Origin of the sequence: Celeribacter sp., assembly GCF_048270365.1 — a bacterium.
Lineage (GTDB): Bacteria > Pseudomonadota > Alphaproteobacteria > Rhodobacterales > Rhodobacteraceae > Celeribacter.
Genome location: NZ_JBLWTA010000014.1, coordinates 1 through 26,677, shown reverse-complemented (window position 1 = coordinate 26,677; position 26,677 = coordinate 1). Strand labels below are relative to the sequence as shown.

At 60.3% G+C, this 26,677-nt stretch carries 31 protein-coding genes; 12 read left to right on the top strand and 19 right to left on the bottom strand.

Annotated elements, in window-relative coordinates:
- The first annotated feature begins 80 nt into the window (after positions 1-80).
- The 4 genes from gap (ACN0X0_RS17150) (at position 81) to ACN0X0_RS17135 (ending at position 3,479) form a co-directional block, all read left to right on the top strand.
- Complete coding sequence (gap, locus tag ACN0X0_RS17150) at positions 81-1,079, top strand: type I glyceraldehyde-3-phosphate dehydrogenase (RefSeq protein ID WP_417263627.1); 999 nt, start codon at positions 81-83, stop codon at positions 1,077-1,079.
- A gap of 177 nt (positions 1,080-1,256) precedes the next feature.
- Positions 1,257-1,400 (top strand): glyceraldehyde-3-phosphate dehydrogenase, encoded by a 144-nt coding sequence (locus ACN0X0_RS17145; RefSeq protein ID WP_226553245.1) that lies wholly within the window; start codon positions 1,257-1,259, stop codon positions 1,398-1,400.
- A 151-nt stretch (positions 1,401-1,551) separates the two neighbouring features.
- Positions 1,552-2,553 carry a type I glyceraldehyde-3-phosphate dehydrogenase gene (gap, locus tag ACN0X0_RS17140; protein WP_417263626.1) on the top strand — a complete coding sequence of 334 codons (1,002 nt, stop codon included), beginning with the start codon at positions 1,552-1,554 and terminating at the stop codon, positions 2,551-2,553.
- Positions 2,554-2,828: 275 nt separating this feature from the next.
- The gene (locus ACN0X0_RS17135; protein WP_226553243.1) at positions 2,829-3,479 is read left to right on the top strand and encodes a MarC family protein; all 651 of its coding nucleotides are present in this window, start codon (positions 2,829-2,831) and stop codon (positions 3,477-3,479) included.
- 44 nt (positions 3,480-3,523) lie between these two features.
- Here ACN0X0_RS17135 and ACN0X0_RS17130 read toward each other — a convergent pair whose 3' ends face one another.
- Positions 3,524-4,150 carry a LysE family translocator gene (locus ACN0X0_RS17130; RefSeq protein ID WP_417280149.1) on the bottom strand — a complete coding sequence of 209 codons (627 nt, stop codon included), beginning with the start codon at positions 4,148-4,150 and terminating at the stop codon, positions 3,524-3,526.
- Positions 4,151-4,358: 208 nt separating this feature from the next.
- On the opposite strand from ACN0X0_RS17130, the gene ACN0X0_RS17125 reads away from it, so the two are divergent.
- Positions 4,359-4,517: a hypothetical protein gene (locus ACN0X0_RS17125; protein ID WP_417263625.1), complete on the top strand. Its 159-nt coding sequence runs from the start codon at positions 4,359-4,361 to the stop codon at positions 4,515-4,517.
- A 76-nt stretch (positions 4,518-4,593) separates the two neighbouring features.
- Here ACN0X0_RS17125 and coaD read toward each other — a convergent pair whose 3' ends face one another.
- From coaD to ACN0X0_RS17110, 3 genes are all read right to left on the bottom strand, one after another.
- Positions 4,594-5,088 (bottom strand): pantetheine-phosphate adenylyltransferase, encoded by a 495-nt coding sequence (gene coaD / locus ACN0X0_RS17120; protein ID WP_417280148.1) that lies wholly within the window; start codon positions 5,086-5,088, stop codon positions 4,594-4,596.
- 145 nt (positions 5,089-5,233) lie between these two features.
- Positions 5,234-5,668, bottom strand: coding sequence for a CBS domain-containing protein (locus ACN0X0_RS17115; protein WP_417263623.1), 435 nt, complete (start codon positions 5,666-5,668; stop codon positions 5,234-5,236).
- Positions 5,669-5,753: 85 nt separating this feature from the next.
- On the bottom strand, positions 5,754-6,647 hold the full coding sequence (locus tag ACN0X0_RS17110; RefSeq protein ID WP_417280147.1) for a LysR family transcriptional regulator: 894 nt from the start codon (positions 6,645-6,647) through the stop codon (positions 5,754-5,756).
- A 166-nt stretch (positions 6,648-6,813) separates the two neighbouring features.
- On the opposite strand from ACN0X0_RS17110, the gene ACN0X0_RS17105 reads away from it, so the two are divergent.
- A complete protein-coding gene (locus tag ACN0X0_RS17105) occupies positions 6,814-8,313 on the top strand; it encodes a CoA-acylating methylmalonate-semialdehyde dehydrogenase (RefSeq protein ID WP_417280146.1) in 1,500 nt (499 codons plus the stop codon).
- Between the two features lie 193 nt (positions 8,314-8,506).
- The gene (locus ACN0X0_RS17100) at positions 8,507-8,707 is read left to right on the top strand and encodes a DUF2892 domain-containing protein (RefSeq protein ID WP_417280145.1); all 201 of its coding nucleotides are present in this window, start codon (positions 8,507-8,509) and stop codon (positions 8,705-8,707) included.
- A gap of 1 nt (position 8,708) precedes the next feature.
- Here ACN0X0_RS17100 and ACN0X0_RS17095 read toward each other — a convergent pair whose 3' ends face one another.
- The 11 genes from ACN0X0_RS17095 to ACN0X0_RS17045 all read right to left on the bottom strand — a co-directional run bounded on the left by ACN0X0_RS17095 (position 8,709) and on the right by ACN0X0_RS17045 (position 17,927).
- On the bottom strand, positions 8,709-9,365 hold the full coding sequence (locus ACN0X0_RS17095; protein WP_417280144.1) for a Crp/Fnr family transcriptional regulator: 657 nt from the start codon (positions 9,363-9,365) through the stop codon (positions 8,709-8,711).
- 31 nt (positions 9,366-9,396) lie between these two features.
- On the bottom strand, positions 9,397-9,843 hold the full coding sequence (locus ACN0X0_RS17090) for a DUF302 domain-containing protein (protein WP_417280143.1): 447 nt from the start codon (positions 9,841-9,843) through the stop codon (positions 9,397-9,399).
- A 79-nt stretch (positions 9,844-9,922) separates the two neighbouring features.
- Positions 9,923-10,990, bottom strand: a complete 1,068-nt coding sequence (locus tag ACN0X0_RS17085; protein ID WP_417280142.1) for a c-type cytochrome — start codon at positions 10,988-10,990, stop codon at positions 9,923-9,925.
- Positions 10,971-12,269: a sulfite dehydrogenase gene (gene soxC, locus ACN0X0_RS17080; protein WP_417280141.1), complete on the bottom strand. Its 1,299-nt coding sequence runs from the start codon at positions 12,267-12,269 to the stop codon at positions 10,971-10,973. Before soxC ends, ACN0X0_RS17085 begins: the two co-directional genes overlap by 20 nt.
- Before the next feature lie 122 nt (positions 12,270-12,391).
- Positions 12,392-14,089 (bottom strand): thiosulfohydrolase SoxB, encoded by a 1,698-nt coding sequence (gene soxB, locus ACN0X0_RS17075; protein WP_417280140.1) that lies wholly within the window; start codon positions 14,087-14,089, stop codon positions 12,392-12,394.
- A gap of 119 nt (positions 14,090-14,208) precedes the next feature.
- Complete coding sequence (gene soxA, locus ACN0X0_RS17070; RefSeq protein WP_417263614.1) at positions 14,209-15,063, bottom strand: sulfur oxidation c-type cytochrome SoxA; 855 nt, start codon at positions 15,061-15,063, stop codon at positions 14,209-14,211.
- Positions 15,064-15,132: 69 nt separating this feature from the next.
- The gene (soxZ, locus tag ACN0X0_RS17065; RefSeq protein ID WP_226553229.1) at positions 15,133-15,462 is read right to left on the bottom strand and encodes a thiosulfate oxidation carrier complex protein SoxZ; all 330 of its coding nucleotides are present in this window, start codon (positions 15,460-15,462) and stop codon (positions 15,133-15,135) included.
- A 25-nt stretch (positions 15,463-15,487) separates the two neighbouring features.
- Positions 15,488-15,904 (bottom strand): thiosulfate oxidation carrier protein SoxY, encoded by a 417-nt coding sequence (soxY, locus tag ACN0X0_RS17060; RefSeq protein WP_417280139.1) that lies wholly within the window; start codon positions 15,902-15,904, stop codon positions 15,488-15,490.
- Positions 15,905-15,945: 41 nt separating this feature from the next.
- A complete protein-coding gene (gene soxX, locus ACN0X0_RS17055; protein ID WP_417280138.1) occupies positions 15,946-16,422 on the bottom strand; it encodes a sulfur oxidation c-type cytochrome SoxX in 477 nt (158 codons plus the stop codon).
- 150 nt (positions 16,423-16,572) lie between these two features.
- Positions 16,573-17,169, bottom strand: coding sequence for a thioredoxin family protein (locus ACN0X0_RS17050; RefSeq protein ID WP_417280137.1), 597 nt, complete (start codon positions 17,167-17,169; stop codon positions 16,573-16,575).
- A 2-nt stretch (positions 17,170-17,171) separates the two neighbouring features.
- Positions 17,172-17,927, bottom strand: coding sequence for a cytochrome c biogenesis CcdA family protein (locus ACN0X0_RS17045; protein WP_417280136.1), 756 nt, complete (start codon positions 17,925-17,927; stop codon positions 17,172-17,174).
- A 181-nt stretch (positions 17,928-18,108) separates the two neighbouring features.
- On the opposite strand from ACN0X0_RS17045, the gene ACN0X0_RS17040 reads away from it, so the two are divergent.
- The 4 genes from ACN0X0_RS17040 (at position 18,109) to ACN0X0_RS17025 (ending at position 20,565) form a co-directional block, all read left to right on the top strand.
- Positions 18,109-18,522: a hypothetical protein gene (locus ACN0X0_RS17040; RefSeq protein ID WP_417280135.1), complete on the top strand. Its 414-nt coding sequence runs from the start codon at positions 18,109-18,111 to the stop codon at positions 18,520-18,522.
- Between the two features lie 32 nt (positions 18,523-18,554).
- The gene (locus ACN0X0_RS17035; protein ID WP_417280134.1) at positions 18,555-19,067 is read left to right on the top strand and encodes a GlcG/HbpS family heme-binding protein; all 513 of its coding nucleotides are present in this window, start codon (positions 18,555-18,557) and stop codon (positions 19,065-19,067) included.
- A 73-nt stretch (positions 19,068-19,140) separates the two neighbouring features.
- Complete coding sequence (locus ACN0X0_RS17030) at positions 19,141-19,467, top strand: ArsR/SmtB family transcription factor (RefSeq protein ID WP_226553308.1); 327 nt, start codon at positions 19,141-19,143, stop codon at positions 19,465-19,467.
- Positions 19,468-19,509: 42 nt separating this feature from the next.
- The gene (locus ACN0X0_RS17025; protein ID WP_417280133.1) at positions 19,510-20,565 is read left to right on the top strand and encodes a YeeE/YedE family protein; all 1,056 of its coding nucleotides are present in this window, start codon (positions 19,510-19,512) and stop codon (positions 20,563-20,565) included.
- Positions 20,566-20,599: 34 nt separating this feature from the next.
- Here the strand turns inward: ACN0X0_RS17025 and ACN0X0_RS17020 are convergent, their stop codons facing one another.
- Complete coding sequence (locus ACN0X0_RS17020) at positions 20,600-21,835, bottom strand: glycerate kinase type-2 family protein (protein WP_417280132.1); 1,236 nt, start codon at positions 21,833-21,835, stop codon at positions 20,600-20,602.
- A 108-nt stretch (positions 21,836-21,943) separates the two neighbouring features.
- Here ACN0X0_RS17020 and selD point away from each other — a divergent pair, with 108 nt between their 5' ends.
- Entirely contained in the window at positions 21,944-24,124 is a 2,181-nt protein-coding gene (gene selD / locus ACN0X0_RS17015) for a selenide, water dikinase SelD (protein ID WP_417280131.1), read from the top strand.
- A 2-nt stretch (positions 24,125-24,126) separates the two neighbouring features.
- Here the strand turns inward: selD and mnmH are convergent, their stop codons facing one another.
- The 3 genes from mnmH to ACN0X0_RS17000 all read right to left on the bottom strand — a co-directional run bounded on the left by mnmH (position 24,127) and on the right by ACN0X0_RS17000 (position 26,526).
- Positions 24,127-25,176, bottom strand: a complete 1,050-nt coding sequence (gene mnmH, locus ACN0X0_RS17010; RefSeq protein ID WP_417280130.1) for a tRNA 2-selenouridine(34) synthase MnmH — start codon at positions 25,174-25,176, stop codon at positions 24,127-24,129.
- A gap of 22 nt (positions 25,177-25,198) precedes the next feature.
- Positions 25,199-25,867: a glycosyltransferase family 2 protein gene (locus tag ACN0X0_RS17005; RefSeq protein WP_417280129.1), complete on the bottom strand. Its 669-nt coding sequence runs from the start codon at positions 25,865-25,867 to the stop codon at positions 25,199-25,201.
- 131 nt (positions 25,868-25,998) lie between these two features.
- A complete protein-coding gene (locus ACN0X0_RS17000; protein ID WP_417280190.1) occupies positions 25,999-26,526 on the bottom strand; it encodes a formylglycine-generating enzyme family protein in 528 nt (175 codons plus the stop codon).
- Positions 26,527-26,677 lie beyond the last annotated feature (151 nt).

The window sequence follows — 26,677 nt, the reverse complement described above, 5'->3', positions numbered from 1 at the left end:
TAAACACTTTTCTGAAATCGCACACCTTTGTATACGCCCCTAAAGACCCACGCCAAACAGATCAAGCTTGGAGACTCATCATGACCATCAAACTCGGGATCAATGGCTTTGGCCGCATCGGGCGCTGTACTCTGGCGCATATCTCTGAGGCCGGCCTCAACGAGGTGGAAGTGGTCAAGATCAACGCCACCGGCCCTATCGAGACCAACGCGCACCTCTTGAAATACGACTCGGTCCACGGCCGCTTCAACGGCTCCGTCAAAGTCGCCGGCAACACCATGGATCTCGGTCAGGGCCCGATCGAAGTGATGTCCACCTACAATCCCGAAGAACTGGATTGGGAAGGTGTCGATGTCGTGCTCGAATGCTCCGGCAAGTTCAACGATGGCGAAAAATCCGCCGTTCACCTGCGCAATGGTGCCAAAAAAGTGCTGATTTCCGCGCCTGCGACCAATGTCGCGCGCACCGTGGTCTTTGGCGTGAACCACCGCGATATTCTGGCCGAAGATAAAATCATCTCCAACGGGTCGTGCACCACAAACTGCCTCGCCCCGCTGGCGAAAGTGCTGAACGACGGCATCGGCATCGAGAGCGGCATCATGACCACGATCCACTCCTACACCGGCGACCAGTCCACCCATGACCGCCGCCACAGCGACCTGTACCGGGCACGGGCCGCCTCCATGGCGATGATCCCGACCTCGACGGGCGCCGCCAAAGCGCTGGGCCTCGTTCTGCCGGAACTCAAAGGCAAGCTGGACGGCACCTCGATTCGCGTGCCGACCCCGAACGTCTCCTGTGTCGATCTGACCTTTCAGGCCTCCAAAGACGTCACCGTCGCCGATGTGAATGAGGTCGTGCGCGAAGCCGCCGCCGGTCACATGGGCGCCGTTCTGGGCTATGACCCGGAGCCGAAGGTCTCCATCGACTTCAACCACACCACCGAGTCGTCGATCTTTGCGCCCGACCAGACCAAAGTCGTCGGCCGCACCGTGCGCGTGCTCGCCTGGTACGACAACGAATGGGGCTTCTCGGCACGTATGGCCGATGTCGCCGCCGCCATGGGCCGCCTGTCCTAAGTGCCGAGCCCAATACGGGGCGGAGGAAGAGGAGCCTCCGTCCTGTCTCTTTTTTGAACACCGCTTTGAGGTCCAAAGGGCAACCTTTGGGCCCTTTTCTGCTTTTTTTGATCTGCCCCCTTTTTTTCTTCACACCTCTGACGCATTGTGCCTGCAAGACAGACAAAAGCGTAGAACATGACCAACTCAATCGCCGTCGGGCTTGCCATCGTAATCGTGATCGCGCTCGGTTTGGATTTTGGCCTCACGGGAGGGGCGGGATCGCTCTTTCTGGCCAAGGAAATCCTGCGGTTGATCCATTGGATGGCGTTCTGGCGCTGATTTGAGGTTTTTCATGGCGTTCCCTATCAGGTAGCGCTAACAGTGTGGAACTGATGTCAATCAGAGGGCTGGTAACCGGCCCAAAGATATTATGAGCGAGAGAACACCCTCCCCGTTCTCTCACCAGCCATCGCGTCAAGGAGGTGCTGACATGGCCGTGAAAGTTGCAATCAATGGATTTGGGCGTATCGGGCGTAACGTATTGCGCGCCATCATCGAATCGGGCCGGACCGATGTCGAGGTGGTGGCGATCAACGATCTGGGCCCGGTGGAAACCAATGCCCATCTCTTGCAGTTCGATAGTGTGCATGGCCGTTTCCCGGTCGAGGTGAAATTCACCGAAGACACCATCGACGCCGGTCGTGGTCCGATCAAGGTAACCGCCATCCGCAACCCCGAAGATCTGCCCTGGGGCGATGTGGACATTGCGCTGGAGTGCACCGGTATTTTCACCGCTAAGGAAAAAGCCGCCCTGCACCTCAAGAACGGGTCCAAACGCGTTCTGGTCTCCGCCCCCGCCGCTGGCGCCGACAAGACCATCGTCTTCGGCGTGAACGACGACGTGCTGACCGCCGATGACATCGTTGTGTCCAACGCCTCCTGCACCACCAACTGCCTCTCGCCGGTCGTCAAAGTGCTGAACGACGAGATTGGCATCGTCAAAGGTTTCATGACCACGATCCACAGCTACACCGGTGACCAGCCGACGCTCGACACGATGCACAAAGACCTGTATCGAGCCCGCGCCGCCGCCCTGTCGATGATCCCGACCTCCACGGGTGCCGCAAAAGCCGTGGGTCTGGTGCTCCCGGAACTGGCCGGCAAGCTCGACGGTGTCGCGATCCGCGTGCCGACCCCGAACGTCTCTGTCGTTGACCTGACCTTCGAGGCCGCCCGCGACACGACCGTCGAAGAGATCAACGAGAAAATCCGCGCTGCCGCAAACGGCCCGCTCAAAGGCATCCTCGGCTTCACCGACCGCAAGCTGGTGTCCTCGGATTTCAACCACGATCCGCACAGCTCGATCTTCCACACCGATCAGACCAAAGTCATGGAAGGCACCATGTGCCGCATTCTGACCTGGTATGACAACGAATGGGGCTTCTCGAACCGTATGGCCGATACGGCTGTCGCCATGAGCAAGTTCCTCTGAGGCACGCTGACGCGGCGGGGGGAAAGCTCCGCCTGCGTCGGAGCTTTTGAACCGTATGGCCGATACGGCTGTCGCCATGAGCAAGTTCCTCTAAAAACCTCATAAGTTATCCCGCGCGAACGGGAGAAGGAGACGCCCCGGAGAATTCCGGGGCGTTTTTTTAAGCATTCTGTCCGCTTTCGCGCTGTACAGGCAGAGAGCCTCTTGTTCCCGCCCAAACGCATGTTATCTGCTGTCTATAACGCCCTTCCCCCACCCGCTCAGCCAAAGTACCCATGCCCAGCTTTTCCACCATTCTCAGCGAGTTCATCACGCTTTGGGTTGTCATCGACCCGATCGGCACCCTGCCCGTCTTTATCGCCGCAACAGCAGGCCTCGCGCCGCGCCTGTCGCGCATGGCGGCGGCGCGTGCCGTGGTCATCGCTTTTGTCATCCTGCTGGCCTTCGTGCTCCTTGGACAGGCGGTGCTCGAAGCACTCGGCCTCGGCCTCCCCTCCTTCCAGATCGCAGGCGGGCTGGTCCTGTTCCTCTTTGCGCTCACGATGATCTTCGGCGACGGCAAACCCTCGCTCGAAACCGCCCAAGTCGAAAAGCCCCGCAGCGATCAACAGGCTCAGGCCCGTCGCGTCTCCGTCTTTCCGCTCGCCATGCCCTCCATCGCCTCGCCCGGTGCGATGCTGGCCGTGGTCATGCTCACCGACAACGACCGCTTTTCCGTTGCCCACCAGGCCATGACCGCCGCGATCATGGTCGTCGTGCTTTTGATCACCCTCGTGATCCTCTTGGCCGCGCAACCGATCCTGCGGGCCATTGGTGAAACCGGGGCGGCCATCGTGTCCCGCGTCATGGGGATGATTTTGGCCGCCGTCGCCGTGGATGCGGTGCTCAATGGCTTCGTCGCGATCGGGGTGATCCCGGCGTTCTGAGACCCGGCCCTGAGCCTCGCCTCAAAGACCCTTTGGCGACCATCTTAATTGCGTGAGACGGCCAGACCGATCCCACTGGCCACAAACAAGCCGCCGGTGGTTTTATACAATCTGGACATAAACGCCTTCGACAGCTGCAAGCCGTGCACCCATGCACCAAGGCCGCCATAGCTCCAGGCGACCGCAAAGGCGCCAAGCCCGACGAGGCCCACCATCGTCGAAAGCTCGGCCCAACTATTCCCAGTCGAGGACAGAAATTGCGGAAAAAGCGCCGTGAAGAAGGCGATGGCTTTCGGATTGCTCAGCGCAACCGTGAACCCTTCCGCGAACAATTTTCGGGGCGTCGCGCGCGGTTCCCGATCGGCTGGCTGCAACGACATCTGGTCAGCCGCACTGCGCCACATCCGAATCCCGGTGTAAACAAGATAGGCCGCCCCGACATATTTGATCGCCGCAAAGAGAACTGCCGAACTTGCAATGACCAGACCCAGTCCCGCAGAGGCCGCGGCAGCCTGCAAAATGGAGGCCGTACAGTTGCCAAAAGCGGTATAGGCGGAGCGCCCCCAGCCGTAATTCGCCCCATGGGCAAACGCCACAAGCGTGCTGGGCCCCGGAATGAAAGACACCCCCAGAACGGTGGCAAAGAAAATCATCCAGTCGTGCAAATCCATAGGTCTAAATCCGGTGCGAAGGGGAACATGTGCGGCGGAACCTTTCGGAGGCCGCAAGGCACGGTCAATCGCAGGGTGGTCTTTGCGCAAGAGATGTGGCCCATGCGCAAAACGCATAACGATCTTGGCGAACCGGCATTGGTGTTAGCGCTAATCTGGGCGCATATAGGGGTCAGAAAACGCAGACTGGACCCAAAGGAACGGCATCATGAAAACGCTTACCTCCCTCGCCACCGCCGCCCGCAAACGGGCCGCTTATCGCCGCACACTCGCCGAACTCGACGGCCTTTCGGCCAAGGTCAAAGCCGACCTGAACATCGACGAGATCCGCGCCCGCCAAATGGCGCATGACGCGATCTACGGATAAGATATAGAAATCACGCACAAAAACGCCCCGCAGTCCTCCTCCTGCGGGGCGTTTTCATGTCTCCCGTCTGAAACCTTCAGGCTTTGAACTTGGCCAAAAGCCGCGCTTCGACCTCGGGGGCGACGAATTTGGAGATGTCGCCATCGAGACGCGCGATCTCTTTCACCAGCTTCGAGGCAATCGCCTGATGTCGCGCATCGGCCATGAGGAACACGGTCTCGATCTTGCTGTCGAGCGCGCGGTTCATGCCAACCATCTGATATTCATACTCGAAATCCGCCACGGCGCGCAGGCCGCGAATGATGATGGAGGCATTCACATCGCGCGCGCATTGGATCAACAGGTTCTCGAACGGATGCACCACAATCTCGCATCCCGTGTCGGACGCCAGACCCGCGGTGTACTCTGTGAGCATCTCGACGCGCTCTTCGAGGCTGAACAACGGCCCCTTGTCGCGGTTGATCGCGACGCCGATCACCAGACGATCCACCAAAGCACAAGCCCGGCGAATGATATCGCCATGGCCGTGGGTTACCGGGTCGAATGTGCCGGGGTACAAACCGATACGCATGGGGTGATCTCCTCCTCTTCGTTCTGCGCACGCAACAATATTGCAGATGCGAAATCAAGAGGCTTGGGACGTATTGGGGCGCGAACGCCCCGATACATGTCATAATTTCTTTGCAAGCCCGGCAACCACCATGACTCTCAGGGCCTTAATGCCCCATGATCATGCCTTCGAGCGATTTGTTCTCCATCGCAAGCTGTTCCAGCCGCGCCTTGACCACATCGCCGATGGACACGAGACCGATCATCTCGCCATCGCTCATCACCGGCATGTGGCGGAAGCGCCCCGTGCTCATCCGCTCCAACACGGCCAGCGCCGTATCGTCGGGCCGACAGGACACCAGCTTTCGGGTCATGAAATCCGACACCTTATGGGCCAGAACCTCGCTGCCGGTCTTGCCCAGCTCGCGCACGATGTCACGCTCCGACAGAATGCCTTCGGGGTGCTTCGGATCCGTCGCGACGATCACCGCACCGATCTTGCGGCTCGACAAAAGATTTGCCGCCTCGCCCACGGTCATGTCCGGCCGAATGGTGATGGTCTCGTCGATGGCCTTGGCTTTCAGAATCTGTCCTACGATCATGTGTCCTCCCTAAAATATCTGATGCGCCGTCGCGCGTTTTTCCTGTCTCTCCCTGATGTTAGGGTTCACTGCCTGCGACACTCTGTCAAGCTTCGCGTTCAAGCTCTTCGACCACCTCACGCATGCTTTGGCACAAAACCTCGGAAAACCGCGACAAGCGTTCGACTTTGCGGTCATCCGCATGGCGCACCAGATAGAAGGCGCGTTTGAGCCGTACTTCCTCGGGCAGCACACGCACCATGCGGCTCACATAGGACAGGCAAAAGTCGTGCACGACCCCCACGCCCAGCCCCGCCCGGATCATGTTGAGCTGCACGGAGACGGAATTCGACGTATATTCAGCCTCGCTGGCGCCGATTTCCTCAAGATAGTCGAGTTCCTTGTCGAAAATCAGATCGGGCACATAGCCAACCAATTTGTGACGTTTCAGATCCTCTCGCGTCACGATGTCCTCGTGCTGGCGCAGATACCAACGCATGCCCGCGAGCGAGAGGTGATAGTCGGTGATCTTCTGCACCAGCAAACGCCCGGAACTTGGCGGAGAGACGCTGACATAAAGATCGACCTCGCGTTTCGACAGGCTGAAAAGCCGCGGCTGCGCAATGATCTGCACCTCGAGATCGGGATGTTCCTCTGCGATTCGCGCCACAACGCGCGGCAGCACATAGTTCGCACAGCCATCCGGCGCGCCGATGCGGATCACGCCCTTAAGCTGTTCGTCGCCATCGCCGGACAGATCATCGAGACCCAAGGACACCGCCTGCTCCGCCGCCTCCGCATGGGCCAAAAGCCGCCCGCCGTCCCGCGTCAGCTCATAACCCTGCGGGGATTTGGCAAACAAAGGCGCGCCCAGCCCCTCTTCGAGCCGCGCGATGCGCCGCCCCACCGTGGCCGGGTCGATCTTTAATTGTCGCCCCGCTCCCGACAGGCTTTCCGTGCGCGCCACCGCCAGAAACACCCGAAAATCATCCCAATTCATCGCCTTCGCCTCGCAGTCTTATTGTAACTTACCCATGCGACACTCGTGACTGAACGGGTGCGAACAAACACGCACCATTGCAAAAACGCAAAATGTTTTTGAAATCTTCTCTCTTTTATAGACAAAAACGCAAAGTTAAACTCCCGCGAAAGATCAGGAGGTTTCCATGCAAGAGCTCAAACATTTCATCAACGGCACCCATGTCGCAGGCACGTCCGGCCGCTTCTCCGAAGTGCGCAATCCGGCCACCGGCGAGGTGATCGCCAAAGTGCCGCTCGCCACGCCTGCCGAGCTGGCCGATGCGGTCGAAAAAGCCGCCGTTGCCCAAAAGGAATGGGCCAAGGTGAACCCGCAGCGCCGTGCCCGCGTGTTCATGAAATTCGGACAGTTGATCAACGAGAACATGGACGCGCTGGCCGAATGCCTGTCGCGCGAACACGGCAAGACGCTCCCCGACGCGAAAGGCGATGTGCAGCGTGGCCTCGAAGTCGTCGAGGTCTGCATGGGCGCGCCGGCTTTGCTCAAAGGTGAATTCGTCGGCGACGCGGGTCCCGGCATTGATCTCTATTCCATCCGCCAACCGCTTGGCGTCGTCGCGGGCATCACGCCCTTCAACTTCCCGGCGATGATCCCGCTTTGGAAAATGGCGCCCGCTATTGCCTCCGGCAATGCGATGATCCTGAAGCCGTCCGAGCGCACGCCGATGACGTCTCTGATGCTCGCGGAGTTGATCCAACAGGCCGGTCTGCCCGATGGTATCTTGCAGGTTGTGCATGGTGACAAAGAGGCCGTGGACGCGATCCTCGACAATGAAACCATTCAGGCCGTGGGCTTTGTCGGCTCTACGCCCATCGCGCAATATATCTACGGTCGCGCCGCCACCAACGGCAAGCGCGCGCAATGTTTCGGTGGCGCGAAAAACCACATGATCATCATGCCTGACGCCGATCTGGACAAGGCCGCCGATGCGCTGGTTGGGGCCGGTTTTGGCGCCGCGGGCGAACGCTGCATGGCCGTTTCCGTCGCCGTGCCTGTCGGCAAAGAAACCGCAGATCGTCTGATCGAAAAGCTGGTGCCGAAGATCGAGAAACTCAAAGTGGCCCCCTACACCGCCGGTGACGACACGGATTACGGTCCTGTGATCACCGCCCAAGCGAAAGAGCGCATCGAGAGCCTCATCACCTCCGGTGTGGACCAGGGCGCGACGCTTTTGACCGATGGTCGTGGCATGAAAATCCAGGGCTATGAAAACGGTTATTTCGTGGGTCCGACCTTGTTCGACAACGTCACCCCGGACATGGACATCTACAAGGAAGAGGTCTTTGGCCCGGTGCTTTCCACCGTGCGGATGGACAGCTACGAGGACGCGCTTAACCTGATCCTCGACAACCAATATGGCAACGGCACCGCGATCTACACCGCCGATGGCGACACCGCGCGTGACTTTGCCGCCCGCGTCGATGTGGGCATGGTCGGCATCAACTTCCCGATCCCTGTGCCGCTGTCATACTTCTCCTTCGGCGGCTGGAAAAAATCCGCTTTTGGCGATCTCGACCAATACGGCCCGGACGCGTTCAAATTCTACACCAAGACGAAAAAAGTCACCGCCCGCTGGTTCTCCGGCATCAAGGACGGGGTCGCTCTGAACTTCAAAGCGATGGACTAAACTGTCTCTTTTCGAACCATCTTGCGGGGTCTCATGCGAGGCCCCGCTTTTATTTTGCACAAATCGAACATTCTTCCAGTTGTCTATGGTTTAGAGAAAAACCGTCTATCCTATGCGCTGGATGTGAGTTTGTTACAGACAGGCGAACGCGCGGAGCAGTAACTTATCCCTAGGTTCACCAATGGAGAGTTCCATGCTCAAAAAAAATGTCGGCGGCATCGACCGCATCCTGCGCATCGTTGTCGGCCTTGCGCTTATCCTCGGGTTCTTCCTGAACGCCGATGCGTCCATGCGCTGGCTCTATCTGATCGGGATCATCCCGCTGGCCACCGGGCTGATGCAAAGCTGCGTGCTGTACTCGATCCTCGGGATCAACACCTGCAAGACAAAATAAATCAGCCGGAATGCGCGAGCGCGTCCAGCGCCTCGCGGTCCGTCAATTTGACCTCGCCGCGGGCGGTTTGAACCCATCCGCGGCGTTGGAATTCCTGCAACTGACGCGAAATCACCTCGCGCGCTGACCCCAGTTCTGCCGCCAGTTGCGCATGCGTCGCCTTCAAAACAGGCCCTCCGTTGGTCAGCTCCAACAGCTTCTGCGCCAGCCGAATATCGATCTTTTGAAACGCAATCTCTTCGATCACATGGAACAGATCGGTGATCCGGCGCGAATAGGCGGAAAACACGAAATTGCGGAAACTCTGCGAGGTGGCGACCAGATCGTCAAACACCCGGCGCGGGATGGCGACGGCATCGATTTTAGTCTCGGCAATACCCTCGGCGCTATAGTCCTCATAGGCCAGAAGGCAGGCCGTGGTCATCACACAACTCTCCCCCGCATGTACGCGGTAAAGCACGATCTCGCGCCCCGCTTCGGTGGTCTGCTGCACCCGCACCGTGCCCTCGATCAGCATCAACAGGTTTTCGGGGCTTTTGCCGGGGCCAAACAAAACTGTTCCCGCGGCCAGATGAATGATCTGCGACTGCGCCACGAGACGCGCGCGCACCTTGGGCTCCAATGTCGAGAGCCCCGCAAACCGATCGATCCAATCCATCTTTTATCCCTTCCATCGTCAGAAGGAATATTTAAAAGCTCGTGGCCTCTTCGACAATCTCTGTCAGCAAATCTTCGACCGCCTGCATCGGCCCGTCGGGATAATCGCGAAAGCCGATCGTGACCTGGCCCGCACGATCCGCGACGTAGATCGAATAGGGGCAATGCACGATATTGCCGGGATCGGCCTCCATCACTTGCCGCGACACAACCGCCGAGCAGAACAGGAACACATCCGCCGCGTCGAAAATCGTCACATCGGAGCCGACATCCGCTTTCGTCCGCTCCAGCATCTCGCCGGTGTGCGAGCGGTAGTCGATCACGAGACCTTTCGAGACGATGGCATCCTCAACCGCGAAAGTCGCGTCCTCGAAGGTGCCGTCATAGTCAAAGGTGATCGCTTGGTCGTTTGCCAATGCTGGCGTGGCTGGCGTTGCACAAGTCAAGGCAAGCGCGACAGTTTTGAACAATGTTTTCATAGTGAACATCCTCCCGGGTTTTATCCTACCACGAAAAAAGGGCGGCCCGATAGCCGCCCCTTACCGATCCTGTCCACGCCTACTGCGTCGTGGCCTTCAGATATTCAATCACCGCCGCAATATCGTCGTCGCTTTTCAAGCCAGCGAAGGACATTTTGGTCCGTGGGAACATCGCTTTAGGTCGATGCAGATAGGCGGTCAGGTTCTCTTCGGTCCAGGTGAACCCTTCCTCACGCGCATCCAGGAAGTCATTGGAATATTTGAAATCTTCCACATGGCCGATGGTGGCGCCGAGCACACCGTTGAGAACAGGCCCGGTGCGGTTCTTGGCGCCCTCGCCCACTTGGTGACAGGCTTTGCACTTTTTGAACACGCCCTCGCCCTCGGCGGCCAGCGCCTCGTCAAACGCCACTGCGGCAACCTCGACAGGCGCCTCCTCTGCGGGGGCCTCTTCGGCCATCGCGACCTGAACCGTCTCGTCCGCGACAGGTTCGGCGGCGGGTTGCGTGGTCTCCTCCGGCGTCACGTCCAGAACGGTCGCACGTTTGGTGATCTCGACCGTCTCCTTGCAGTTCTCGTAACAGGCGTTGTCTTCGGTGAAGATCGTGTATTCCGTCTCGGCGCGATCATCGGTGATGAACCCTTCGGCATTCGGCATCTCGACCTCGAGGAAATTCTCGTTCGAGAGCACGAAATCATCCTCAACGATGTAGTTCGAATAGAGGATATAGGCGGTGATCGCATAGACATCGTCGTCCGTCATGGTCTGCGCCGCGCCGAAGGGCATCGAGCGACGGACATAGTCATAGACAGTGGACAGATAGGGCCAGTAAGAGCCCACGGTTTTCAGCGGGTCCTTATCCGCCAGCGTTCCATCCCCACCCGCCAATTTGGGCCAGTTATCAACACCTTCCGCGAATTCACCGTGGCAAACGGCGCAGTTCTCAGAGAAGATCATCTCGCCATCTTCGACCGATCCGGAGCCGATGGGAAGCCCGTCACCATTGGGCGAAATATCGTGGTTCCACGCGGCGATTTCTTCGGGCAGAGCCGCGCGGCCGAGGCCGAGTTTCTCCGCGAAAGCCGGCATCGCCAGTGTCGCAGAGAGCGCGGTGGTGAGGATCAGTTTAGGAAGAAACTTCGACATTTTCCGACTCCCCGTTCGATTTGACATGCCAGGTTTGGATACAGTTGTTGTGATAGACGGAGTTCTCGCCGCGCACCTCTCTGAGCTGCGCTTTGGTCGGCTGAACATAGCCCGTGTCGTCATGGGCGCGGCTCTGCAAGAGCATCTCTTCGCCGTCCCAAGTGGTATCAAGATAGAACCGCGTCAGCGCCATCGGGGCGCCCGGGTTGGCCAGACGCGCTTTCTCCCAGGTCTTGCCGCCGTCTTTCGACACATCGACGCCGGTGATGGACCCACGGCCCGACCACGCGAGGCCCGTGATCACCAAAGGCCCCTTGCCATGGCTGATCGGCATCTGCGGGCTGGGCGAGGTCACCACGGATTTCGCATCCATAACCCAGGTCCATTTGCGCGAGGTGCCATCCGCCAGAGTGTCGGTGTATTTCGAGGTTTCCTCACGGGATTCAATGGCTTGGGCTGTGACTTCGATCCGGCGCAGCCATTTCACCCACATGTTGCCTTCCCAACCGGGAACGACCAGACGCACCGGATAGCCATGCTCCATGCGCAGCGCTTCGCCATTGGCCTTGAACGCGATCATGCAATCGTCGAGCGCCTTTTCCATCGGAATAGACCGCCCGTTCGAGGAGGCATCCGCGCCCTCGACATAGACCCATTTGTCCGCCAGATCGCCCGCAGCGTCGAGCCCCGCCTCCTCCAACAGAGTGCGCAGCGTGACGCCGGTGTATTCCATGTTGTGGATCATGCCATGGGTGAATTGCGAGCCGTTCAATTGCGCGCCCGCCCATTCCATGCCGGTGTTGGCCGCGCATTCGAGGAAAAAGGTCTTGTTCACCCGTGGGAAGCGTTCGAGGTCTTCGTAAGTAAAGACCAGCGGCGTATCGACCAAGCCGTTGATCATCAGACGATAGTCTTCTTTTTTCAACTCAATCGCGCCGGAGTGGTGCCGCTCAAAGGCACAGCCCTGCGGCGTGATCGTGCCGTCGAGCGCATGGATCGGCGTGAAGTTGATCGAAGAGATCGGATCGGCGGTCAGCCACGGCACGTTGCGGCGAATGACATCGCTCTCATATTTGATCGGCAGACCATAGGGCGTTTCATCGACGCCTTCACCGAGGCTCATCGCCCAGTCTTGCTTTTCCGTGATCAGCGGATCGGGACCTTCGGCGGCAGCCTGGCTCGCCGCCAGCCCCACGCCAGTGGCCGCCGCGCCGCGTAGAAACGCGCGACGGCTTGTCCCCTGGCCGGTGCCCGTGTTGTCGTTTTGGGTCTCACTCATCTCTCGTGTCTCCCTTCCGATGTGCATGCTTCGCATGAATTCCATCATTCTCTTATGTGAATGAATTCATTGTATAAAAACCGCTCCAACTGGGGTCAGAGCGGCAGATGTCAGGTCCGGTTTCAGGCGCCGATGACCTCGACCGAAGTGTTCGGCGCGACCGTGACGGTGCCCTGTTTGCGAATGTGATCCTCCACCACATCCCAGATCTGCGGCCCTTCGGTGCCCTCATTCACGGAGGCCCAGCCCGCCACGACGTAATTCTTCGCCGGGTCGAGTTTCTCGCCGGTTTTCAAGAGCGTCAGCTCAGAAATCCGCTCGCCCTGCGGCTTGGTGATGTCGATGCGGTAACCAAGACCGCCCATCCGCACCATGTCGCCGCCCTGTTGGTAATAGGGATCGGGGTTAAAGATGTTGTCGGCCACGTCTTCCATGATCGTATGGATGAACTCGCCGGTCATCTCGCTCCGGTAGGCCTTGCCGTAGGTCATCGAGGTGGCGTTCCAGATGTCTTCGCGGGTGATATTATCCCCCGGCAGGAGGCTCGGCCCCCAACGCACGCCCGGAGACATCGCAATATCCGCCTCCCGCTCACTCAAAAGCGCGTCACAGATCAGATCGTCCCAAGTGCCGTTGAAATTGCCGCGACGGTACAAGAGGCTGTCGGTCTGGCCGATCACCTCGCCCATCGCTTCCTCATAAGGTGCGCGTTGTTCATTGATCAGCGCGGAGACCTCTTTGTCCGGCTCAATTACATCGGAGAAGATTGGGATCAACTTGTGGCGGAAGCCCATCATGCGGCCATCGCGCACGTCCAAATCTACGCGCGAAACAAATTTGCCGTTGGACCCCGAGGCAATGATGATCGTCTCACCCACCAGAACCGGTTCCGGCAGCGCGTCATGGGTGTGCCCCGAAAGCACAACGTCGATGCCACTCACGAGGCTCGCCATCTTCTTGTCCACGTCGAACCCATTGTGCGACAGCAGAACGACCAGCTCCGCGCCCATCCCGCGCACCTCGTCCACGACCTCCTGCATCCGCTCGGTGCGAATGCCAAAGGAGTATTCCGGGAACATCCAGCCGGGGTTGGCGATGGGCATATAGGGGAAAGCCTGGCCGATGACAGCGATCTTCACACCGCCACGTTCAAAGAACTTATAAGGCGCGAAATCCTCCGCCGGTTCGTCCCATTCGGCATCGAAAATATTCGCGCCCAGAGCCGCAAAGGGCAGATCGGCCACCACTTCGCGCACGCGATCGGAGCCAAGCGTGAACTCCCAATGGAAGGTCATCGCATCGGGTTTCAGCGCATTCATCACATTGACCATATCCTGGCCTGCCGTGTGGTAGCAGGTGTAGGAGCCGTGCCATGTGTCGCCGCCATCGAGCAAAAGCGCATCAGGCCGCGCAGCGCGGATCGAATTGATCACGGTGGCCACACGATCAAGACCGCCGACCTTGCCGTAGGCTTTGCCCAAGGCGGAAAAATCATTGTAGCTCAAAGCATAAGCCGAGGGAGAATTGTCCTCGATGCCGTAAAGTTTGCGGAACTCCGCGCCCGTCACATGCGGCACAGCGCCCTTGTTCCCGCCCACGCCAATGTTGATCTCCGGCTCGCGGAAATAGATCGGTTTGAGTTGCGCATGAATGTCGGTGACATGGATCAGGGAGACGTTGCCGAAAGTGTCGAACTCCAAAAGCTGATCCTGCGTCAGCGCCTGCTGCGCCGCGAGACGCGCCCAGTTGCCAAAGCCGGAGGCGCCCACCATAGCCGAGGCGGCCATGGACACCTGAAGGAAATCACGACGTGAAATCATGCTCGAACTCCGTTGTCGGACGCAGAAAACCTGAGTATTTCCCAAGGTTTCATGCGCAAATTTGAATATATTGAGAGAAACAAAGCCCCGCTCACCACAAAGCGGGGCCCTGTCAAAGATCAGTTGCGAACAGAAGGGCCTTCGACCGAGAGGCCGTTGCCACGCGACGCCACATAAAGTTCAAGCGCCACAAATTCCGGCGACCCTGCGTTGAAGGTCTCCGCGCGAGTGTCCCGGATACACCCTTTGAACCGGCTATGCGCGCCGTTGAGCTTGGCGTTTTTCAGACGATAGGCCGGGAAACCATTGGTCTGACCTTGGCTCAGATGGTCGGCACGGATCATGTTGCCGTAGTTCTGCTCGTGGCAGTTGGCACATGATAGATCGAGCTGACCGTAGCGGGTGTAATACATCTCCTTGCCCTGCTCCCAAGTCGACTGGGCCGGGCCGTCGATGGCGACATTCATCGGCATGCCACGCGCCACAGAGGCCAAAGCCGCTTCGAAGTTCAACATCATCCCGCTGTCGTATTTCTGCGCCTCAGCGCCCATCTGTTCTGTCAGACAGTCGTTGATCTGCATCTGGATGGTGTAAACCTGTTCTTTGTCGTCGTTCCATTTCGGATAGGTCGGACGCACATTCGCGAGGCTTTCGACGCCGTCGTGGCAATCCATGCAGGATTTGCCCTCGGCCCCCATCACAGTTTCGAACTGATCGAACCCGGCTTCGGCCCCCAGCATGCCGGGATTGTCGAAATCGTCCATCTCCATGGCCTGCGTGTCATCCGAACGGAAGCGCCAGCCGGACATGATCTCGCTCAGATGACCGTCGAGATGCGCAGGCGCAGCCGTCTTGGTCACGATCTCGATCTCGCCGTTGATCACCAGCTCCGCGTCTTCATCCGCCAGCACAGGTGTTGCGATCGCAAACGCCGTCAAAGCCGCCGCAGTGCTGAGCATTTTATTGATTTTCATGCGTTATCTCCTCCCTAGAGTTGGCTGGCGCGCCCCGCATCTTTGGCGGGGCGCGCTTGCGGTCTTGGATCAGGCGATTTCGATCGCTTTTGCATCCTCGTAGACGGAGCCGTCGTCATCGTACCAGGTGAATTTGAATTCACCGGCCTCGGGCACAGTCGCATCGAATTCGATATAGGGGTTGGTCGAAATCGACGGTTCCAGCGTCACATCGACCACGCTCTGCCCGTTAAACTCACAGGTGAAACGGTTGATGATCGAGCGCGGAATGACATTGCCATCGCTGTCTTTGCGCTGGCCGGATTCCATCGGGTGGGAAATCAGGGTTTTGATCGTGATCACCTCACCGGCAGAGGCCGATTTGGGGACTTTCACGCGGGGTTTGACACCAGATGCCATTGTCTTTGTCTCCTAAAAAATCGGGTTAGCCGCCGCAGCCGCCGATGGTCACCTTGACCGTCGCGGAGGTCTGCACGAAAGAGCCGTCGGCCATTTTCGCGACCGCCACAACGTCTTGCGTGCCAGCGAGACGGATGCGGGTCGAGGCCGCCTGGCTGCCTGCCAGCGGACCGAAGTTGAACACAACCACTTCGGGTGTCGGGTTGCCGGTGGCGAACACCGCGATGGAGGTGGCGCCCGGCGCATTGACCGCGATCGGCACGGTGTTGCCGTTTTCGGCGATCTCCGGCGCGGTCAGGGTCAGATCGCCCGCGCCCGCCTCGGCACCCCCAGTGAATGCGGCGATGGCGTCTTCGGCGGCGGCGGTCGCACTCAGCGGCATAAACGCCGCCGCGGTCGCACCAAGGCCCAGAGCCAGAGCGTCACGTCGTGTGAGATTCATGGTTTGCTCCTAAGTTCTAAGTGTCAGGATCCGACGGGAGATCACTCGTCCGTCAGCGTCATCAGATAGGCGACCACATCCTCGACCTGCTGGGCCGAGAGGATCGGCGGCAGATCGGCCGACGCGGCCTTGCCCGTGTAGGCATCACCCGGACGGGTGAAACCGTCGACCTTGTAAAAGGCCGGCATCACAGTGCCCTCGAAGGTCATCTTGGCGTTGACCACAAGACCACGCAACTCGGCCGCAGACCAGCGCGAGCCCGCGCCATCGAGCCAGGGGCCGACTTCGCCGTGGAACGGCACATCGGCATAGGCGTCGGCGGCATGACAGGACACACAGTTGCCCATGGATTTCGTGGTCAGGATCTTGCGCCCTTCTTCCGCGTTGCCCGGCGTGCCGGTCAGAGAGGCCTCAATCGCGCCGTAGTCGTCGAACTGAACGTCGCCGGGGGCCGTTTCGGCCAATGCCGCACCGGTGCTCAGACCGAGTGCAACAAGACAGGTTGCGATGCGTTTCATGTCTCCTCCCTAAAAGACTGTGCTTACATTTCCGCATATCTGCGTTGTTTGTTTTGCATACCGTAGCGTGCCATTCTGTCGCAGGGCAAGAGACAAATTCAAATAATTGAATTATTCTGCACTGCAGCACCTTTTACACGCTAACATATATCATTCGCTGACGTTTAGCACGCCCTCTTCTTGTTGCTTAACCACTTGACGCGCATGGTATTTCTGAAAGGGCTCATCGCCCTCATAGCCGTGGTCCAGCACCCATTGCATCATGTTGTAGGTCGTCAATTTGCCAAAAGCGCCGGGCACCGTGGCCACCGCCGCGTCCTTGGCGGAGACCCCTTCGGCCACCTCTTCGGGGAAGTAGAGATTCGTCGGCGTGAACAGCGCGCCCCATTTCTGCACCATGTCCTTTTCCGGCAGGGCCTCGCCATCGAAATCAATCACCTCGACATCGCCGAACATGTTGATCTGGATGACAAAGAAATTGTCCTCGATCATCTGGGTGATCTCAGGATCCGGGTAAACCTCTTCGTGCATCTTGGTGCAATAGATACAGCCGCGCTGCTCGACCATCACCAAGAGACGTTTGCCTTCGGCATTGGCCTCGGCCAAATCCTCGCGCAGGTCCTTGAAGGTGTCGCGCTGCCACGCGGTTTTGTGCAGCCCGTCATCGCCCATTTCCACCGCCAGCGCGGGAAAGGCAAAGGCAGCCAGACCCAGAGACAAAAGAGTGCGTCGTGCGAGTTTAAACATTTTTACAGGCTCCCGTTTGATCCGATGTTCGCGAAAGAGGGGAAGGTCTCCAACATCCACGCCGCAATCACGTTCACCGAATTGGTGACGATCAATATAGCGAAGAGGATGAGGAAAAGCCCCATCACCTTTTCGACCTTCGGCAAATGGCGGCGGAATTTGGCCGCAAATTTGAGGAAGGGTTTGATAAAGACGGCGGCCACCACGAAGGGCGCGGTCATGCCGACACCAAAGACCACCATCATGATCAGCCCGCGCATCGCGGTCGCCTCATTCGACGCCATCATCACCACGCCGACCAAGACACCGCCAACGCAAGGCGTCCATCCGGCGGCAAAGGCCAGCCCGACGATATAGGACGACCAGATCGTCATATTGCGCGTGTCTCCCGCCTGCATCTGAAACTGGCGGTTGAGAAACCCGATGCGGATCACGCCCAGAAAATGCAGCCCCATGACAAAGACGATGGCGGCCGACGCAATGCGAAAGATGTCCTGATGGCTGCGAAACGCCTGGCTGAGCGAAAACGCCGCCGCGCCCAGAAGGACGAACACCGTGATGATCCCCAAAGAAAACATCACCGACGACAGGATCGCCCGTTTGCGCGCGCCCGGCGCCAATTCGCCCTCCGCGTTGATGTCGGCCATCGAGGTGCCCGCCATATAGGACAGGTAAAACGGCACGATCGGCAAAATACAGGGGGAGAAAAACACCACCAACCCGCCCAAAAGGGCAGAAATAAAAGTCACGTCCAGCATATGGTCCTCCCAAACCGATCTCTCGGGCCAACCCCCGGTGTGCGCATCTCTGCGCCTCCGGGCGGGGCTCCTCTTCCCCGCAAGCTTGGCGCCTGTCACCCTCTGGTGATCGCGTCAAAGCTTGTGTCATTCATATATTCAAATTATGTAGATTATGTCGCACCCGTCAATCGGTAGAGATATGTTGACAAGAATTCTGGCCATTGTCGCCACCCTATTCGCCCTGATTCTCCCCGCAACCGCCAGTGAGCCTTCGATGGAACTGGTGATGGTGGAACAAGACGGCTGTGCCTATTGCGCCCGCTGGAACGCGGAGATCGCGGAGATTTACCCGAAAACGCCGGAGGGCGCGTATGCGCCCCTGCGCCGGGTGGACCTGCGCGCGCCGATGCCAGACGACCTGTCGTTCAAAGGCCCGGTGATCTTTACGCCCACCTTCATCCTCGTGGAGGACGGGGAGGAACAGGGCCGGATCGAGGGCTACGCGGGCGATGAATTGTTCTGGACCATGCTAACCATGGTGCTGCGCGATCATTCGGATTTCGAGGAGATCACGACGGGAGATCCGGCGCAGGAGGTCCAGCCGGGCGAGTGACAGGACATAAGGGACATTCAAGGGAGGAAAGAATGAAACTCTTTAAAATCATGGCGCTAAGTGCCAATATGGGCGCCGCAGTTTTGGCGACACCCGCCGTCGCACAAGACGACGACGCCTTCGTCACCTTTCAGGTGCTGAAACCCGAAGTCGCCCAAACTGCCGCCATCGCCGCGATGGAAAGCTGCCGTGAGGCGGGCTATCAGGTTGGCGTCATGGTGGTCGACCGCTTTGGCATCCCGCAGGTCTACGTGCGCGACCGCTTCGCCGGGCTTCATGTGTTCGAAACCGCCCGTCGCAAGGCCTGGACCGCCGTGTCATTTCGCACCGACACGCTGTCTCTGGGCGAATTGACCGCGCCGGGCGAGATGATGGCAGGCATCCGTGAGCTGAGTGAACCTCTGGCCCTTGGCGGCGGTCTTGTGATTGAGGCGTCAGGCTCTATAGTAGCAGGCATCGGAGTCTCAGGCGCTCCCGGACCGGACCTCGATGCCGACTGCGCGCAGGCAGGCATCGACGCCATCATGGATCAAATCGCCTTTTAGAGACGGGAGTCATATCTTTGAGGAACATGGGGTGGACAAAGTGAATTCGCCTTTACCAATCGTCACGGAAAACATGTCCGAAGAGGACTTGGATGTGATGATGTCAAGCGCCTGCGACGCATCGCAGCTTTTGAAAGCCCTCTCGCATGAGGGGCGGCTGATGATCCTGTGTCATCTGGTGACCGGCGAGAAATCCGTCACGGAACTCGAAGACCTTCTGTCCGCGCGTCAAGCCGCGGTGAGCCAACAGCTCGCCCGGCTCCGCCTTGAGGGCCTTGTGACGCCGCGCCGCGAAGGCAAGGCGATCTACTACTCTTTGACGGATGACCGCCCGAAACGCATCCTCGAAGTGATCTACGACATGTTCTGTTCGGGGAACGGCGGCCCGAAAAAGGCCTGACCCCCACAAAACAGAGACGCGCCGGGCATCAGGGGAGGAGACATGCTCGACACAGTTGCACCGGGGCTGCTTGCGGCCCTGATCGGTCTGCTTGGAGGCCTGGTCCTCGGACTTGCCGCCCGTCTGGGCCGGTTTTGCTCCATGGGGGCCATCGAAGACGCGCTCTATCAGGGCTCTGACCTGCGCGCCCGGCAATGGGGCGTGGCCTTGGGCGTGGCCCTCATTGGCAGTTTCAGCCTCATGGGACTTGGCCTCTTCGACCCCACGAAAACGCCCTACCTCGCGCTCGCATGGTCGCCCTTGGCCTCGATCTTTGGCGGGCTGGTGTTCGGCTACGGCATGGCGCTGGCGGGCAATTGCGGCTTTGGCGCGCTGGCGCGTCTGGGCGGCGGCGATCTGCGCAATTTCGTCATCGTTCTGGTGCTGGGCCTCACCTCCTACATCACGCTGAACGGCCCTCTGGCGGCGCTGCGTGTCGCGCTCTTCCCGCCCCGCCCCGCCGAAGGCCCCCTGCCCGGTCTGGCGCATGGTTTGGGCCAAAGCCTCGGCCTGCCCATCGTCGCCACCGGCCTCGGTTTCGGCGTACTTTTTCTGGCCTTGGCACTGTCGTCCCGCGCCTTTCGCGCAGAACGTAAACTCATCCTCTGGGGCGTGGCCGTCGGTCTCGCTGTCACCTCCGGCTGGGCGGGCACGGCGTGGTTGTCCGAGGCCACATTCGAGGCCACGCAAGTCGTCTCCCATACTTTCGCGGCGCCCATCGGCGACACGCTTTTCTACCTCATGACCTCCTCGGCCACCTCACCGGGCTTTGGCGTTGGTTCCGTCATCGGCGTGCTTGCGGGCGCGGCCATCGGCTCGCTGATCAAAGGGCATTTCCGTTGGGAAGCCTGCGAAGACCCGCGCGAATTGAAACGCCAGATCATGGGCGCCGCACTCATGGGCGTGGGCGCAGTGGTGGCCTTTGGCTGCACGGTCGGACAGGGGCTGTCGGCCTTTTCCGTCCTCGCCTATTCGGCGCCGGTGACCATCGCCGCGATCATCGCAGGCGCCTCCTTGGGCCTGCGCCAGCTGATCTACGGCTTTTCGTTCGCGCGTTAAGATTGAGTATTTTTCGCAGCCAAGGAAACAGGATTCACCTGTGGATCAAGACCTGAAGGTCCGCCACATTCGTCCCCGTCGCGCCGATTTGAAGCAAATCACCCGCCGCCTGAAGCCCGTGATAGCTGTCGTTGCGCCCCACCACCTCATTGGGGTCGAGCCCCACGGCGCGCATCCGGTCCAGCGTGCCGGGATCGACCAGGCCGCCCGCCGCATCCGTCGGCCCATCGCGCCCGTCGGTGCCGCCTGAGAGGAACACGAACTCCGTGAGCCCTGCTTTTTCGGCCAGCATCGCAACACGCAGCGCAAGCTCCTGATTGCGCCCGCCCATGCCGTCGCCCACGAGTTTCACCGTGGTTTCGCCACCGAACAGATAGGTCCCCGCGCCGCCCGCAAGTGCGCGATCCATAATAAACTGCGCGGCCTCGGCCACATCGCCCTCCAAAGGCGTTTCATCGACCTGCGCCTCAGGCCCCGCCGTACGAGCCATGGCCGCGACAGAAATTTTGTTCGAGCCGATGAGAGCGACCTCGCTGTCGGGCAATGCCCCCAGATCGGCCTGCGGGCGCGCCAGATAGGCGGAGACGGAATGCGGCAGTTTCTCCCAAAGCCCGAGGTCTTGCAGCACCTTCGCGGCCTCTTCGCGGGTGCCAATAGGCGAAACGGTCGGCCCGGAGGCAATCGCACGCAAATCGTCAGAGACCACGTCGGACAAAAGCAAAGCCGTGACTTTCGCGGGTGCCGCCGCCCGCAACAACCCGCCGCCTTTGAGACGCGAGAGCTGTTGGCGCACGAGGTTCATCGTCACGATGTCGGCGCCCGAGGCGAGCAAAAGCCGGTTCACCTCCGCCTTGTCTTCCAAGGACACGCCCACCACGGGCGCGGGCAAAAGCGCCGAGCCGCCGCCCGAAATCAACGCGATCACATCGCCTTTGGCATGGGACAGCGCCTCTTCGACACGGAGAGCTGCGCGCGCCCCTTCGGCATCGGGCACTGGGTGACCCGCGGCGCGGACTTCGGCGCCCTCCAAAGGCTTGGCGTTCTCGTAATTGGTGACCACGATCACGGTCTCGGCGGGCACATGTTTCATCGCCGCCTCCGCCATCGTGCGCGCGGCCTTGCCAACGGCGATGATCAGCGGATCGGTGAATTGGCGCCCTTTCAAGGCCGCCTCGACCGCATGGGCCGGATCGGCAGCTTCGACGCCTTCGAGGAAAATCTGACGCGCTTGGGCACGCATCGCTTCAAACGGGGAGGATGTGCATAACATGGTCGCAATCTTGGCATGTGCAGCATGCGGCGTCCAGCACCCTTGCCAACGGACGGACTTCGAGTCAGGTTTTCGCCAATATCCTTTTGCCGCAACAGGACTGAGCCGATGCACCCCCTGCCCCTGACCCGAGAGCTTGTCCTGATCGGCGGCGGGCACAGCCATGCGCTGATCCTGAAACGCTGGGGTATGCGGCCGCTGCCGGGTGTGCGGGTAACCGTGGTCAATCCGGGCGCCGTGGCTGCCTATTCCGGGATGCTGCCGGGGTTTGTGGCGGGGCATTATGTCCGCGAAGACTTGGAATTGGACCTGTTGCGATTGGCGCGCTTTGCGGGCGCGCGGGCGGTCTTGGGCCGGGCCACTGGGATAGACCGCGAGGCGCGGCTGATCCATGTCGAAGGCCGCCCGCCGATCCGCTATGACATCGCCTCCATCGACATCGGCATCACCTCCGCCATGCCGGATCTGACGGGCTTCGCCGAGCACGGCATCCCCGCCAAGCCGCTCGAAGCCTTTGCCAGTCGCTGGGACCAGTTTCGCAAAGAGGCCTTGGCCGGAGAGGTCGCGCCCGAAGTCGCCGTGATCGGCGGCGGGGTCGCAGGCGCCGAGCTGGCGATGGCCATGGCGCAGAACCTCAAGACGATCCCGAACACGCAGGTCTGGCTGATTGATCATGGCGAAATTCTCACAGAGATGCGCCCCGCCACGCGCCATGCGGTGATGGGCGCGCTGGCGAAGGCTGGCGTCAAATTGCGTCCACAGTCGCAGGTCGTCCAAGTCCGCGCCGATGAGGTGCTTTTTGCCGATGGCACCACTCTGTCGTCGCGCTTCACCTTGGGCGCAGCGGGGGCGCGGCCTTATGGCTGGTTGAAAGACACCGGTCTTGAGCTGACCGAGGGGTTCATCACCGTAAATGAGAGCCTGCAAAGCTCCGACCTGCGCATTTTCGCCGCTGGCGATTGCGCCCATCTGTCCCATGATCCACGCCCCAAGGCCGGAGTCTATGCCGTGCGCGAGGCGCCTGTGTTGTTCGACAACCTGCGCCGGAGCTTGAGCCAAGGCTCTTCGGCAAGGCTGCGCGCTTATCATCCGCAAAAGGACTACCTCAAACTGATCTCTCTTGGCGGCAAAGCGGCGCTGGCGGACAAATCCGGTCTGCGCCTCAAAGGGCCTTTGATGTGGCGTTGGAAAGACCACATCGACCGGACCTTCATGCGCAAACTCAAGGACTTGCCTGCCATGATGCCACCCCCCCTGCCGGACACCGTGGCTGAGGGGCTGCGCGAGGAGGTCGAGGGCAAAAAGCCGATGTGCGGGGGCTGCGGCGCCAAGGTCGGCGGCGATATTCTCCACCGAGTGTTGAGCGCGCATCCCGGCCCGAAGCGGCGTGACGTGCTGCATCTCGCGGGTGATGACGCGGCGCTTTTGACCCATGGCGACACTTGGCAGGTCGCCTCCGTCGATCACCTCCGTGCCTTTGTCGAAGACCCGGTGCTGATGACAAGGATCACCGCCACGCACGCGCTTGGCGACATCTGGGCGATGGGCGCGGCACCGCAGGCCGCTTTGGTCACCGTGACGCTCCCGAAAATGAGCGAGGCCCTGCAGGAAAGCTGGCTCACCGAGATCATGGAGACCGCCCGCGAGGTGTTCGAGGCCGAAGGCGCAGAGATCATCGGCGGGCACACCGCGATGGGGGCAGAGCTGGCGATCGGGCTCACCGTCACCGGGCTTTTGGATCAGCCGATCACGCTCAAGGGCGCGCGGGCCGGGGATCATATTTTGCTCACGAAACCCATCGGCACCGGCGTGATGCTGGCCGCTGAGATGGAGATGATGGCGAATGGCCGTGATCTGGAGCGCGCCTATAAGTTTATGGTGCAAAGCTCCGGTGAAGCGGCGCGGATTTTAAACAATGCCCATGCGATGACCGATGTCACGGGCTTTGGATTGGCTGGGCATCTTTTGGGAATATGCCGCGCCTCCGAGGTGGGCGCCGTGATCCGGATGCGCGATGTCCCGCGTCTTCCCGGTGCGCTCGCGCTTGCCGAGACCGGCCTGCGCTCGACGATTTTCCCGGCCAACCGCGTCTATGCCGCCGAATTTGAAGGACCGGAGACGCCAGAGACCGACCTATTGTTCGACCCGCAAACGGCGGGTGGGCTTTTGGCCTGCGTCTCGCCGATGCGGGCGGAGAAATGTCTGACGGCGCTCCGTGAGGCGGGCTATGAGGCGGCCATCATCGGGGAGATCACCGAAGGCCCGCCGCGATTGGTTGTCGAGGCGTAATTTCAGCGCGTTTTCAACAGGCTGACGATCCGCGCTGCGACGTCGTCTCGGGCGCCGATGCTCAGATCGCCAAGATCGAACTCCGCAATGACGTCCGGCGCATGGCGGGCGCGGGATTTTTCATAGCGCGGGTCGTAATGCTGACCCATCAGCACCTCTGCCAGCGCCGCAAACACGCCCTGTTCCGCCATTTCGCGCCAGGCTTTGACCCGCTCATGGCCCTGAAGCGGGATCAGTTGGTTCAGTCGTGCCTGCATCTTTGGGACATCCTCGGTCAGCTCGTTATAAGCCTCTGCCAGATAGCGGGCCCGCGCAGGTAGAGAGGCCGTCACGTCGATGCGAGGCGCCGCGCACATCGCCCGCCAAAGCCGCGCCGGGATCGTGACCTCGCCGATGCGCGAGCTTTCCGCCTCGACCAAAACGGGCCGCTCGGGATCGAGACGGCTCAAAACCTCTGCCAACCGACTTTCAAAGCCCTTCTGCGCCGGTTGCGTGCCCATCGGGCCAAAGATCGACCCGCGATGCTGCGCCAGATCTTCGAGATCGAGCACCTGCCCGCCCAGCGCCCGCACCCGCTGCAAAAGATCGGTCTTGGCCGTACCGGTGTTGCCGTCGAGCAAAACGAGCCGATGCGGCAAAGGCGTGTCATGTAGCATGCCGATCACCAGCCGCCGCCACGTCTTATACCCGCCGTCCAGAACCTCCACCCGCCAGCCGATCTGTCGCAGGATGATCGCGAAGGAATTCGACCTCTGCCCACCCCGCCAACAATAGACCAAGGGCCGCCAGCCGCCTTCTTTTTCGGCCAGAGGCCCCTCGATATGCGTGGCAGCATTGCGCGCCACCAAAGCGGCGCCGAGCTTGCGCGCGAGAAAGGGCGATTGCTGGGTGTAAATCGTGCCGACGCGGGCGCGTTCCGCGTCACTCAGCACCGGCAGGTTGATCGCGCCGGGGATGTGATCCTCGGCAAATTCCGAGGGCGCGCGCACGTCGATGATCGTATCGAAGCCCGCGGTCAAAACATCCGTCACGGAAGAAAAAGACATGCTCATAGGACCATTTTTAAAGCGTTTTTCATGACAGATGAAACACAGATTTCACATGACACGCGCGCACCGCTTTAGCCCGCCGCCTCAAGCGCCGCAAATGTCTGTTCTCTTGCCTCGCTCGAGCATGTTGTCGCAGCGCATCCTCCGCCGTTTGCGGGTCGGAGGCGAAGGAATAGATCAGATCAGCCGCCGCATCTGTCGCCAATTCGACCTTGCGGAGCAGACGCGCGTTGAACAGGTTTGCTGAGCCGCCATCGCGCCCGGGCGGAAAATACCCGAAGTGATCGAACAGAGACCGCGCATAGGACAGCGGGCGATCTTCGACTTCGGACAGATCGGCAACCGGCAGAGCCGCGCCATAGTGCCAGAGCCAAAAGGCCAAAGCCGCCTCTGACGCCCCGTCCTCCGGTCGGACAGACGAGGGCACGACGGCGTAGCCTTCGAGATGCGCGGCGTGCAGGCGCTCCACCCAATCGCGCATGGGCATGACGCCCGCCTCCAGAAAGACGACATGGCCCGCCATGCTGGCATCAACGCCAATATTGCGCGCGGCGCCCTCCGTCAGATTTTCATCGACATCGATGACGCGCAGCAGGTCGAGATGGTCCCTGAGAAGGGACTGAGCCGACCCACCGCCCCTATTGACGACGAGAACCTCGCAAGGCGCAGATTGCGTGCGCGCGAATTTTGACACTTCGGCCAAACAGCTGGGCAGCGCAAGATCACCTCTTCGACCCCTTCTCTATCGCAGATGGCCTGCGCCTTTTACCTTTTGTCCTGGCAAGAGCGGATCGGCATCAAAGCCCCCAAGACACGCGCCGCCTCTCACCAACGCCTCAAAAGGCGCGTTGCGACGCCCTTATCCGACACCAGTCTGAGGCCCAGATGCGCGGGCGGGCTTCCTACGGCGCAGCCGCCGCGCGCCGGGTCGCGGACGAGGTAAGGGATGGCGGCGATATGTTCGCCCGCGGCAAAAAACGCCGGGCAGCGGTCGCGGTCAATCGGCACACCGCCGTCGCCCGCATAGCAATCCTCAGTCCACTCCCAGACCGAGCCATCGAGATCGACAATGCCTTCTGCGCTGACCGAAAAACTGCCCTGCTGCATCAGGCGCCGGGGGGCGAGGCCTTCGGTGAGATAGGCCGAGGCCCAGCTCAGCTCCGGATCGGTGAAAATCGGATCGGGTTCTTCGGGCAGGACATCCTTCGCCATGAATTCCCATTCTTCCATCGTGGGCAGGCGAAACTCATGCCGGGCACGGCGATTGATCCAGTCGAGATACTGGCTCACATCGACAAAATTGAGGCTGGTGGCGGGAATAAGTGTCGGGTCTTCGCCTGCAGGTGCACGCAGCTCCAGATCACAGGCCCGGGGTAATCCCCCCGTTTTTACGGGGGCTTGGTCGTAGAATTTACGCGGCCATTCTCAGTTTCTGTGCGGGTGTCATCCCGCCGTTGCCCATGTTCGGGCGTTCATTGTTGTAGGACCAGAGCCATTCGGTGGC